The organism is Sinorhizobium sp. 7-81, assembly GCF_030124405.1.
GTDB lineage: Bacteria > Pseudomonadota > Alphaproteobacteria > Rhizobiales > Rhizobiaceae > Sinorhizobium > Sinorhizobium psoraleae.
In genome coordinates, this window is the sequence record NZ_JASKLT010000009.1 from 200,506 (window position 1) to 211,538 (window position 11,033).

Below are 11,033 nucleotides of genomic sequence, written 5' to 3' on the forward strand. Positions count from 1 at the left end.
GTGAGCGGGAGAACCTGCGTGCGCACAAATGGCCGCGGAATTTCTATCGCGATTGAGCTTTCGATCGCACGGCGCGGGCGATCTACTCCCCGCCAGCGCTGCATCTCGTGCGCGCATATTGGAGCCTGGGCCCGTTTTGGGGGAACCGAAATGGCGGATGGTGGTTTGAACCTTACGTACCGCACGCGAGGTGCGAGCAAGAACATCGGAGGTTCCACCATGTTGAACAAAGTGTTGGTTGCGGCTGCCATTTTCACGGCGGTTGCGTCGCCCGTCTTTGCACAGGCAGATATCACGTGCGACCAGGCGGCGATGGCGAAGCTCGAAACCGACGTAAGTCAGGTCACCGACTCCGCACGCAAGGAGCTTGCCCAGAAGGAGCTGGCTATGGCGAAGGAAGCCCTGGCGGCGAATGATCAGGACAAGTGCAAGACCCACATGTCCAACGCCATGAAGGGCAATGACCCGATGTAACGGCCGCGAGGGCCGACGTACGCTGAGGCCCTCCGCTTCACGTCGCGCGATCGGCCCGGAGCAGTTCCAGGAAACGTATGTAACGGGTTTTCCGTCGGAATTGCGTAGTGTCAAGGAGTTAGAGCATTTCACCGTTTCAATGAAACAGTGAAATTATCTAGCTCGCTTCTTGCTGTAGGAAATTTCTGGTGGAAGCTGCGGAGCGGCCGGGGCTTCCGGCCAGTCTGACGAGCATGCTTCAATTGTTCGCCTTTATCTGGTACAGCTTCGAACCGAAGAGCATTGCAGCGCTGCGCCTCTTCAGAGGCGCATGGACCGCTGCAACACGTTTAATTGGTGCATCGAGGTTCGATTTTGCCGTCGTAGATTCCGGTCTCATTCATTTTCACCCCATGTGCCGCACAGCTGTTGCTGTCGACGCAGGATTGCGTTCGTCGGGTGGTGGGTCTGAGACCGGTCTGGCCTTGTCAGATGTGCCACGCGCAGTCCCTGCGTCTCAGCTCTTCAACCAGCCGAAACAACGCCACACCGTGCCCATAAGGGCTTTCTCCGACTGTCGTCTCGACGAACTTCCGAACGGAAGACCGAGACGATATGTGCAATATTCTTCGGGTCCGCTGGACCATTATTCCTCGCACTCCCCCTGAACCGCGAATTGCCTGCAGCCGATGTGAAGGCGTGAGATCTTTCCGCTCGAGCGGCAAGGTCAGGCTCAACGCCAATGGCAGGACGCTCGATGCCTGGCTGATCTACAGATGCTCAGGTTGCGGCAATACCTGGAACCGGCCGATCTTCGAGCGCCGGAACATTCGCGATCTCGATCGCGCGACATTGGAGGCGCTGCAATCCAACGATCCGGACCGGGTACGCGGCTGGGCGTTCGATCTCGATGCCGTCCGGCGGAAAGCCCAGTCGGTCGACGAATGCGCCGATGCCGACGTCCGCAAAGAGGTGCTGAGCGAGTGCAACGCCTGGACGACGCTGCAAATCGACCTTGCGGTTCCGTTCGCCACTGGCCTCCGCTTGGATCGGCTGCTCGCCCGCGAGCTCGGCATGGCGCGGTCCGAGTTGCAGAATGCCTGTGACGGAATGAGGATTCGAGCCGCCCCACATCGTCCGGGCATTTTCCGCAAACGGATCAAGGACGGAACGCGGGTGACGATCGGCCTCGCCGCCGATCCTGAAAGCCGCTCTCGGTGGATAGCCGCGGCGACCGGAACTGGTCACGATTGAGTGCAAAAAGAAAGCCGGGGCACATGCCCCGGCTTCCTTCGCCTCTTGGGAGGTAAGGCTTAGTTCTTCGCCTTGTCGACCAGCTTGTTCTTGCCGATCCAGGGCATCATGCCGCGCAGCTTGGCGCCGACCTCTTCGATCTGGTGGGCGTCGTTGACGCGGCGGATACCCTTGAAGCGGGCAGCACCCGAGCGGTACTCCTGCATCCATTCCGAGGTGAACTTGCCGGTCTGGATGTCCTTGAGAACGCGCTTCATCTCGGCCTTGGTTTCTTCGGTGATGATGCGCGGGCCGGTGACGTATTCGCCCCACTCGGCGGTGTTGGAGATCGAGTAGTTCATGTTGGCGATGCCGCCTTCATAGATCAGGTCGACGATCAGCTTCACTTCGTGGAGGCACTCGAAATAGGCCATTTCCGGGGCATAGCCGGCTTCGACCAGCGTTTCGAAACCGGCGCGGATGAGTTCGACCAGACCGCCGCAGAGAACGACCTGCTCGCCGAAGAGGTCGGTTTCGCACTCTTCCTTGAAGTTGGTTTCGATGATACCCGAGCGGCCGCCGCCGACGCCGCAGGCGTAGGAGAGCGCGAGATCAAGCGCGTTGCCGGAAGCGTTCTGGTGAACGGCAACGAGGCAGGGAACGCCGCCGCCCTTCTGGTATTCGCCACGAACCGTGTGGCCCGGGCCCTTCGGCGCGATCATGACGACGTCGACCGAAGCCTTCGGCTCGATCAGGCCGAAATGAACGTTGAGGCCGTGGGCGAAGGCGATCGCCGCGCCGTCGCGGATGTTGTCGGCGATTTCGCCCTTGTAGATGTCGGCCTGCAGCTCGTCCGGCGTCGCCATCATGATGAGGTCGGCCCACTTGGCGGCTTCCGCGACCGAGAGAACCTGAAGACCGTCGGCCTCGACCTTGGCGGCGGTTGCCGAACCCGGCTTCAGCGCGATGCGGATTTCCTTGGCACCGGAATCCTTGAGGTTCAGCGCATGGGCGCGGCCCTGGCTGCCATAGCCAACGATGGCTACCTTCTTGGACTTGATCAGGTTGAGATCGGCATCACGATCGTAATAGACGCGCATCGAATTTTCCTTCCCTTTGCTGTCTGTTGTTCCTCTGGCTGGCCCAACGCATGCCCCGGAAGATCCCCTTGATCTTCGCAAAGGCTTATGCGTCCGATTGAGACCCGCCGCTACTCTTTCTTGCCGTAGAGCGTGAGAAAGGCGCCGACCGCCCGCTCCGCCCTGCGGCTGAAACTCTTTTTCATTTCGCCTGGCTCTTCACCGAGCAGCATCCGCAAATGCCAGTCGGAAACGACGAGACCGTAAAGCGCGCCATAGGCCTCCTCGGCATCGTCGAAGGCAAGAAGCCTGGCCTTGCGTCCAGCCTCGAGCAATGCACCGGCGCGCCGGCCGATCTGGCGGCGGCCGCGTTCCTGCAGCATGTGACCGAGCTTGGAACCCTCGCGGCTCGCCTGGCCGATCGCCAGCCGGTTCAGCGCCAGCGACACGTCGCCGGCAAGCACGTCGAGCAGATCCTTGGCAAAAGCGACGAGATGCCGCCGAAGACCCTCCGCGTCGAGCGCCCCGGCGGAAACGTCGAGCGTCCTCACCTTGCTCGCCTGGTAGCCGATCATCGCCGAAAGCAGCCCATCGCGATCGCCGAACCATTTGTAAAGGCTTTCCTTGGAGCAATTGGCGGCCCGCGCGACGCCCGCCGTCGTCAGCGCCTTCTCGCCGCCGTCGACGAGCAGTCTCAGCGCCTGTTCGAGCACGGCGCCCTGACGCTCGGTCAGGCCGCTTCCGGCACTCGCCCCCCTGCTCTCCAAGACGCCCTGCACTTCGCCATCGCCCCATCAGTACCGTACGGTACGGTTCGCAAGTTTCTAATGCGGTGGCGAAAAGGCGTCAAGGCGATTTTGACCGGCATGGTGAAATTTCGCCCGCCTTCGCATGCAGGGCACCGTGCAAGTGCCCGTGGCTGGATTTCTCTGACGGGCGCAGGGAAATGGCGCGGCCGGCGGTCCCTTCGATTGTGCCGCCGAACGGGACGCCTCCGTCGATGCGCTGAAACCGCTACCGGCCGAAGCGCTAGTCGAAAAGCCGCGTCCGAACGCCTTCTCCGGCATCGGCCTTACGGAACTCGTCGGTCCCGTCGGGACGAAGGTCACCATCGCCGGCGATGCCTGCGCCACCCGCGAGTTGCACGTCGCCGGCAGGCGTCCTCACGGCCCGCGAGCTGCACGTGACCGACGTCGCAACGCTCGCCGCCCCGCTACGCCGAGCGGCCGCGTCACCTAAGTTGTTGGTGAAGATGATGTTTCGGTCCCGGCTGCTCGCCGGCGCCTCTCTCACATTACAAAAATATAATGATCTCAATGCTTTTCGCCGATCTCGTTCACCTCTATCTTGAGAAGGAAAGAACGCCGGCGAAGCAAGTGAGATCATGAGCAAGGCAGCCAAGACGATCAGCGACGAGATGACGGCGCTTAAACCTGCGCCGGCCAATGTGCGTGTGATCCCGGCAGCGCCGCCGCCGGTGCGCCGGAAACGCCGCTCGCGTCTCTGGATCGCCGTGCCCGTGGTCCTCGCCTTCCTTGGCGCGGCCTATTACGCCTGGAGCCAGTACGGGGCCGAGCCCGCCACCGCGATGATCACGCAGGTCGTCACGCGCGGCGACATCGAAGACAGCGTCACCGCTGTCGGCACGCTCGACGCGATCAAGTCGGTCGATGCCGGCGCGCAGGTTTCCGGCCAGCTGAAATCGCTCCATGTCGAAATCGGCGACAAGGTCGAACAGAACCAGCTTGTCGCCGAAATCGACCCGGCCACGATCGAGAACCGGATCGAGATCGACCAGGCGGAGCTCGCCAATCTCGAGGCGCAGCTCATCTCGAAGAAGGCGCAGCTCGTGCTGAAGCAGGCGAATATCGAGCGTCAGCGCAATCTCGTCGCGACCAACAGCGTTTCGCAATCGACCCTGGATCAGGCGATCGCCGACCATGCCGCGGCAGGCGCCGACGTGAAGGCGATCGAGGCGCAGATCCGCAAGCAGCAGGCGACGCTCGCCGGCGACAAGGTCGATCTCGGCTACACCAAGATTTATGCGCCTGTCGCCGGCACGATCGTCGCCAATCCGGCCAAGGAAGGCCAGACCTTGAACGCCAACCAGACGACGCCGACGATCGTCACCATCGCCGACCTTTCGACGATGACGGTGAAGGCGCAGGTCTCCGAGGCCGATGTCGGCAAGCTGAAGATCGGCATGGACGCCTATTTCACCCTGCTCGGCCAGCCCGGAAAGCGCTTCACCGGCAAGTTGCGGCAGATCCAGCCGATGCCGGACACGGAAAACAACGTCGTCCTCTACTACGCCCTCTTCGACGTGCCCAATCCGACCGGCGAACTGATGATGTCTATGAGCGCCCAGGTCTTCTTCGTCGAGGCTGCGGCCAAGGACGTGCTCGTCGTGCCGAGCGCGGCTATCCATGCGAACGGCGAAGCCACGGACGGCAAGCCGGCCAAGGCTGAGGTGACCGTGGTCACGCCCTCGGGCGTAACCGAAGCCCGCGCCGTCGAGGTCGGCATCCGCAACCGCGTCAGCGCCGAGATCGTCAGCGGCCTTGAGGAAGGCGACCGCGTCGTCGTCGATACCGCCTCGGCCGGCAGCGGCACGCGCAACACGCGGAGCCGCGGCATGCGCATGCCGCCGATGTTCTGAGCACGAACATGACCGCGCTCCTCTCGCTCCGGGACGTCAGCAAGACCTATTTCAACGGCGATCTCGCCGTCGAGGTGCTGCATGATATCTCGCTCGATATCGAGGCCGGCGAATTCGTCGCGATCATCGGCCAGTCCGGCTCCGGCAAATCGACGCTGATGAACATTCTCGGCTGCCTCGACCAGCCGACCTCCGGCGAATACCTGATCGATGGCGAACGCGTCTCCGGCTTCGACGGCGACGAGCTCGCGGCGCTGCGCCGCCGCACTTTCGGCTTCGTCTTCCAGGCCTACAACCTGATCCCGACAGCGAGCGCCAGGGAGAATGTCGAGGTGCCGGCCGTCTATGCCGGAATGCCTGCGCGCGACCGGCACGACCGCGCCGAGGAGCTTCTGAAATCCCTCAAACTTGGCGAGCGGCTCGACCATCGGCCAAGTCAGCTTTCCGGCGGCCAGCAGCAGCGCGTATCGATCGCCCGCGCTCTCATGAACGGCGGCCGCGTAATCCTCGCCGACGAGCCGACGGGCGCACTCGACAGTCAGAGCGGCGACGAGGTGATGGCGCTCTTGCGCGAGATGAACGAGAACGGCCATACCGTCATGGTCATCACCCATTCGCGTGAAGTCGCCGAGCAGGCAGATCGGCTGATCGAGATCCACGACGGCCGCATCGTCGCCGACCGGGCGAAGAAGGGCCGCAGCAATCCGGAGGCGGCAATCGGCCTCGCCCAGCGCACCCGCGAAGGCTTTGCCGCGATTGCCGACGTTTCCGAAGCGGTGAAGATGGCGATGCGGGCACTGCGTGCCAACCTCTTCCGAACCATTCTCACCCTGCTCGGCATCGTCATCGGCGTCGGCTCGGTGGTCGCCATGTTGGCGATCGGCACCGGCGCCCAGGACTCCGTCTTGAGCCGCATCTCCTCGATGGGGTCCGATCTTCTCCTCGTCCGCCCGAGCATGGCCAATTTCCGCGGCAGCGCCGGCGGAAGCAACGTCACGCTCGTGCCGGCCGATGCCGACGCGATTCAGGAGTTGCCGAACGTCGCCTTCGCCGTACCGGAAATGACGAGCACCGTGACGCTGAGGCGCGGCAACGTCGATTACCAGACGACGGCGAACGGCACGGTGCCGCAGTTCACGGCGGCGAAATCCTGGAGCGTCGGCCACGGCGAGTTCATCAACCGCGATGACATGGAAAGCTACGCACCCGTCGCCGTCCTCGGCGAGACCGTGGTGAAGACGCTGTTTGCGGACGGCTCCGACCCGATCGGCCAATATGTGCTCGTCAACAAGATCCCCTTCCAGGTGATCGGCGTGATGAGCGAAAAGGGTGCGAGCGCCGGCGGCAACGACCAGGACGACGTCGTCCTCGTGCCGCTGACGACGGGCAGCATGCGCATCTTCGGCCAGCGCAACATCCGCACCATCACCGTTGAGGTGAAGGACGCCTCCGCGATCGACCTGACGCAGGAGCGCATCCAGGCGCTGCTCAACGAGCGGCACAAGAAGGAGGATACGCAGATCACCAACATGTCGTCGGTGCGCGAGGCCTTCACCGAGACGTCGAACACGATGAAGCTCTTCCTGGGATCGGTCGCGGCGATTTCGCTGCTCGTCGGCGGCATCGGCGTCATGAACATCATGCTCGTCAGCGTCAGCGAGCGGACGCGCGAAATCGGCGTGCGCATGGCGACCGGGGCGCGCGAACGCGACATTCTCGTGCAATTCATCGTCGAGGCGCTGGTCGTTTCCGCTATCGGCGGCGCGATCGGCGTCCTCGCGGGCCTCGGCACCGGCGCACTTGCAAAAACTTTCGGCATGCCGGTCAGCTTCACCATCGGCCCGGTGGCGCTCGCCTTCGCCTGCTCGTTCCTGACAGGGCTGCTCTTCGGCTTCCTGCCAGCCCGCAACGCCTCCCGCCTCCAGCCTGCGGTGGCGCTTAGCGCGGATTAATCCGCAAGAGGAAAGCTGGCGCGTCCGCCCGCATCGCGCTTTGTATCTGCGTCCGGCGACGAGTCAGCACGGCAACACGGCGCAGACGCGCCGTGGCTGGATTCCTGTGACGAGCACAGGAATGAGGGAGTTGGAGCGGACGACGTCGCGAAATATTTGATGCGGTAAGATGCAAAAAGAGCAACGCTGACCGGGGGGGCAGTGTTGTCCGGATTGCCACTTGCTCCCGTCATTCCTGTGCTCGTCACAGGAATCCAGCAGCGCCGCGTCTGCGGCGCAGGAGACCGGAGCCACGAGGATCTGTCAATTCACACCGATGGCTCCATCACCGTCACGAATTTCTGCGCCAGGTCCCGCGAGGCCGCCTTCTTCGGGTGAAGCTCGTCGTTCCACCGCCCCTGCACGACGTTTTTCAGGCGAACGACGGTGACATTGTCGTGGGCGCGCTCGATGCGGTCGAGCATGTCGTAGAGGCGGTCGACCAGATGGGTGAGAATGCCTTCGATCAGCGCGCCATCCTGAGACAGGTTGAAGCCCCGGCGGGTGAAGGGCTGGCCGAGCCACGGGCCGTTCACCACCGGTTTCGGAACGTCGTAGCCATGGACCAGCATCCGCGTCCGCTTCGGGGCCGACTGGATCGCGACATCGCGCGCGATCTCGCTATACCCGTCCTCGAGCGAGCGCACCTTGCGGTCGAGGATGTCGAGGCGAAGAAAGCTGCTCGGATTGGACGACGTGCCGGAGGTCCTGGGCCGCAGCAGCTCCGTCAGGGCGCCGCCGCCGAGAATGTCGTTGCCGCCGCCCGAAAAGATGAAGAAGTCGAACGAGGCGGATTTCACCAGTTGGCGGTAATCCTTCTTCTGGCGCATCTGCTCGAACGTATCACCCGGATAGGCGACATTCTGGGCGTAGTAGCGCCCCTCCAGGATATCGAAGAATGTCGGCGCGTAACCCGCCAGTGCCGAGAGCGGCCAGAGGATGTTGATCCAGGAATCGCCATCCGCGCAGACGCGGAGGCCGGCCGCCTTCTGCGCGATCATCGTGTCCGCGGGCATAGCCGAAGACTGCAGCGCACGCACCGCCTGCTCATCCGTCAGGTAGCGGCCTTGCGCATCCTTGACGTGATAGACGAGGCAGATCGCGGGGTCCTTCTCGAGGAACACGGAAGCGGGACCGGTCTCCTCGATCGTGCCCTTCCGCCTGCCTCGGCCCACGTCCGTAGCGGCCGCCTTGCCGCCAGCCTCGCCACCGGTCTTTCGGGCCGTTTTCTCCTTCGCGCGTTCCATGGCCGGCCTCCCCGATCCCCCTGGCACATCCTGGGGCAACGGAACAGGCAGTGCAACTCCTGCTAGATCTCCCATGGCCGGACCGGGCGTCGAATCCGGCGCGCCGCCACGTTCGGAACGCGGAGAAATGGCGCGGATAAAGTTGTTGCCACAATTTTGCTTCACGCAGGCGGCAAAGTCCGCCCGCTATCCAGCGGATGGCAGGGGAATACCGAATTTTTGTTTCGTTTGAGTTGGGCCAGAACCCTCGCGGTTCGCCCGCCCCGTCGGTGCCGTGTTGCAGCGTTCGACGCAATACGGGAACGCCACGGGTCTGCGCGCTGGATAGAGAAACAAATCAAGAGCGGACTCGGCATGGCCGAGCCCGAAGGTGGTTCGCTGCGCGTTCGAGCGAGCGCGCAATGGCGTTCTAGTGCTTTGATTCCAAAGCACTTTACTCGCTTTCAGTGTCTCCGCATAGAGGCGGATGGCTCCTAGCAGTGAACGCACACCGAAAACTGGCAAGGAGACCCAGCCATGAAGGTTTTAGCGTTTCTCGCCGCAATATCCGTCGCCCTCATCGCCCCGGACACGGCCACCGCCGGCATGTTGGCCTACGCCCAGCAATTTACCGGAATGCACGAAGTCAAACACAACAGGCGCCTGCGCGCCGCTCTCGGCATCAATCCCGCTCGCACGCCCTGGTGCGGGCATTTCATGGGGATGATTGCACGGAAAGCCGGCCGACAGCCGCCCAAATCCTACAGTTTCGCAAGTTCCTGGCGGCAGTTCGGTGCGCCCGTGCGCCTCTCCTTTGCGCGTCCAGGCGACGTCATCGTCGTGCGCACCGGCCGTGGCTATCACGTCGGCATCCTCTCGGCCCTGTCCAAGTCGACCGCACAACTGATCGGCGGCAACCAGTCGGGACGCGTTCAGCTGTCGCAGTTCAGCCGGAGGCAGGTTGTAGCGGTAAGGCGATAACCGCCGCGAAAGCTCGGCTTTCAAGTGTCGCAAGACCGCTGCGCGTCCGATCAGGCGCGCAGCGCTGGCCGATGTGTCTTCGGCAGGAAGTCGATCGCGGCGCGCGGACCCTCAGTGAGGGACAGTTCGCGCGTCCGACCGGAAATGACGTTTGTCGCTTGATCGCGACGGCGGCTACTGCCTCAGATCTGGCGCGCGCCGTCGATCCGCTCCCAGCGCCTGCCGTTCGATTGAGACTGGCGCGCGAAGTAATCGTAAGGGGTCCTCGACCAGTCGCGGACGGAATTGGTCATGTTGTCGAGCACGAGATCGCCCTCGCTGGTGCGCACGGTCAGCACCGTGTGCCCCTCGCCGCGATAGCGGGCGACCGTCAGGAGCAACGCCGAGGCGGGCCAGCCGCGCTTGAGCAATTCCCGCTTCTTCAGGATGGCGAAATCCTCGCAGTCGCCATAGGCCGTAGGCACGCGCCAATCGTCGTCCCTGCCGACATTTGCCCGGTCGCTCCGCTCCCGGATGCGCGCGTTGACCGCGCGGTTCACCTGCTGCAACTCGCTCGCCTTTTCCGGCTGGAGAACGACGAGCTTGCTCCCGCCACCGGTGCTGCACAAGCGGGGCTCGCGTGCGCAGAACGAGGCGAAAGCCGGTGGCGCGAAGGCCTTGCCACCGGTCCTCATCGTCGTACCCGCCTCGGCCACCTGCGGGATCACGAACAGCAACAGAGACAGAGACACGGCCTGTGCGACGAAAAATTTCATAAAGATCGACCTCCAACGGCGGGCGCAACGCTCCCGCGTCCGATTTACAGATAACCAAAGGGGATTAACTCAAGGTTGATTAACCCGAAATTGGGCGATGTTGTGGCCCGTACTACTAATAATTCGTAACTTGACCGACTAACGCTTTACGCGAATTATTCATTACTTTTTTAAATATTTATTTTGTAGGAGTTGAGTAATGGATAAGTTTAACAGATCCGTATTAAAACTCTTCTTTATCCTTTCGACGGCTTCAATAGCATCAGTAGTTATCACGCCAGACGCGAACGCAGTACAGCGACAGCGCATGACTGCAAAACAATGCAGTCCACTGACGGAAGGTAACTTTGCGGCCTGTTGCGTAGCCCTCAACCGCTCAAAAATCCTGACGCCCGCACAGATCAAGATGTGCCCTCCCCTCTCGACGGCAACCATAAAGAGTGCCGCCACGGGGAACGATCGCAGCGATGCCCGTGCGCCCAACGGTAATGGTGGTGGCGGAACCGGTGGAGGCGGCGGTGGCGGCAGCGGCGGCGGTAGCGGCGGTGGTAGCGCTCCCCCTCCTGGCGGTGGTGGCGGCGGTAACAACGGCGGCGGTGGTAACAACGGCGGCGGCGGCGACAACGGCGGCGGCGGCGGCAACGGTGGCGGCGGCG

The 11,033-nt window shown here is 62.9% G+C and carries 12 protein-coding genes; 7 read left to right on the forward strand and 5 right to left on the reverse strand.

All coding sequences use genetic code 11. The features are described 5' to 3' along the window. The first annotated feature begins 219 nt into the window (after nt 1-219). The 3 genes from QN224_RS25285 to QN224_RS25295 all read left to right on the forward strand — a co-directional run bounded on the left by QN224_RS25285 (nt 220) and on the right by QN224_RS25295 (nt 1,707). Nucleotides 220-474: a hypothetical protein gene (locus tag QN224_RS25285; protein WP_173510186.1), complete on the forward strand. Its 255-nt coding sequence runs from the start codon at nt 220-222 to the stop codon at nt 472-474. A 188-nt stretch (nt 475-662) separates the two neighbouring features. Further along, nucleotides 663-1,121, forward strand: coding sequence for a hypothetical protein (locus QN224_RS25290; RefSeq protein ID WP_283978864.1), 459 nt, complete (start codon nt 663-665; stop codon nt 1,119-1,121). A gap of 31 nt (nt 1,122-1,152) precedes the next feature. After that, on the forward strand, nt 1,153-1,707 hold the full coding sequence (locus QN224_RS25295) for a DUF1062 domain-containing protein (RefSeq protein ID WP_283978865.1): 555 nt from the start codon (nt 1,153-1,155) through the stop codon (nt 1,705-1,707). 59 nt (nt 1,708-1,766) lie between these two features. On the opposite strand, the gene ilvC is transcribed toward QN224_RS25295, so the two are convergent. The 3 genes from ilvC to QN224_RS25310 form a co-directional block, all read right to left on the reverse strand. After that, nucleotides 1,767-2,786, reverse strand: a complete 1,020-nt coding sequence (gene ilvC, locus QN224_RS25300) for a ketol-acid reductoisomerase (protein WP_136509725.1) — start codon at nt 2,784-2,786, stop codon at nt 1,767-1,769. 110 nt (nt 2,787-2,896) lie between these two features. Further along, nucleotides 2,897-3,544 carry a TetR/AcrR family transcriptional regulator C-terminal domain-containing protein gene (locus tag QN224_RS25305; protein WP_269282454.1) on the reverse strand — a complete coding sequence of 216 codons (648 nt, stop codon included), beginning with the start codon at nt 3,542-3,544 and terminating at the stop codon, nt 2,897-2,899. A gap of 250 nt (nt 3,545-3,794) precedes the next feature. Further along, on the reverse strand, nt 3,795-3,932 hold the full coding sequence (locus tag QN224_RS25310) for a hypothetical protein (protein WP_283978866.1): 138 nt from the start codon (nt 3,930-3,932) through the stop codon (nt 3,795-3,797). A gap of 217 nt (nt 3,933-4,149) precedes the next feature. On the opposite strand from QN224_RS25310, the gene macA reads away from it, so the two are divergent. Then, nucleotides 4,150-5,424 carry a macrolide transporter subunit MacA gene (gene macA / locus QN224_RS25315; RefSeq protein ID WP_283978867.1) on the forward strand — a complete coding sequence of 425 codons (1,275 nt, stop codon included), beginning with the start codon at nt 4,150-4,152 and terminating at the stop codon, nt 5,422-5,424. 8 nt (nt 5,425-5,432) lie between these two features. Next, the gene (locus QN224_RS25320; protein WP_283978868.1) at nt 5,433-7,376 is read left to right on the forward strand and encodes a MacB family efflux pump subunit; all 1,944 of its coding nucleotides are present in this window, start codon (nt 5,433-5,435) and stop codon (nt 7,374-7,376) included. Nucleotides 7,377-7,684: 308 nt separating this feature from the next. On the opposite strand, the gene QN224_RS25325 is transcribed toward QN224_RS25320, so the two are convergent. Beyond that, nucleotides 7,685-8,662 (reverse strand): hypothetical protein, encoded by a 978-nt coding sequence (locus QN224_RS25325; protein WP_283978869.1) that lies wholly within the window; start codon nt 8,660-8,662, stop codon nt 7,685-7,687. Nucleotides 8,663-9,178: 516 nt separating this feature from the next. Between QN224_RS25325 and QN224_RS25330 the strand changes: the two genes are divergently transcribed. Continuing rightward, nucleotides 9,179-9,622 carry a TIGR02594 family protein gene (locus tag QN224_RS25330; RefSeq protein WP_173509924.1) on the forward strand — a complete coding sequence of 148 codons (444 nt, stop codon included), beginning with the start codon at nt 9,179-9,181 and terminating at the stop codon, nt 9,620-9,622. A 182-nt stretch (nt 9,623-9,804) separates the two neighbouring features. On the opposite strand, the gene QN224_RS25335 is transcribed toward QN224_RS25330, so the two are convergent. Next, complete coding sequence (locus QN224_RS25335) at nt 9,805-10,377, reverse strand: transglutaminase-like cysteine peptidase (protein ID WP_269282444.1); 573 nt, start codon at nt 10,375-10,377, stop codon at nt 9,805-9,807. A gap of 473 nt (nt 10,378-10,850) precedes the next feature. Between QN224_RS25335 and QN224_RS33925 the strand changes: the two genes are divergently transcribed. After that, on the forward strand, nt 10,851-11,033 hold a 183-nt coding region (locus QN224_RS33925), incomplete at its 3' end, for a hypothetical protein (RefSeq protein ID WP_336621124.1).

Excerpts from the sequence above, each read along its gene's own strand:
- QN224_RS25330 (WP_173509924.1), top strand. The coding sequence starts at position 9,179 with ATGAAGGTTTTAGCGTTTCTCGCCGCAATATCCGTCGCCCTCATCGCC.
- QN224_RS25335 (WP_269282444.1), bottom strand. The coding sequence starts at position 10,377 with ATGAAATTTTTCGTCGCACAGGCCGTGTCTCTGTCTCTGTTGCTGTTC.
- macA (WP_283978867.1), top strand. The coding sequence starts at position 4,150 with ATGAGCAAGGCAGCCAAGACGATCAGCGACGAGATGACGGCGCTTAAA.
- QN224_RS25325 (WP_283978869.1), bottom strand. The coding sequence starts at position 8,662 with ATGGAACGCGCGAAGGAGAAAACGGCCCGAAAGACCGGTGGCGAGGCT.
- QN224_RS25320 (WP_283978868.1), top strand. The coding sequence starts at position 5,433 with ATGACCGCGCTCCTCTCGCTCCGGGACGTCAGCAAGACCTATTTCAAC.
- ilvC (WP_136509725.1), bottom strand. The coding sequence starts at position 2,786 with ATGCGCGTCTATTACGATCGTGATGCCGATCTCAACCTGATCAAGTCC.
- QN224_RS25285 (WP_173510186.1), top strand. The coding sequence starts at position 220 with ATGTTGAACAAAGTGTTGGTTGCGGCTGCCATTTTCACGGCGGTTGCG.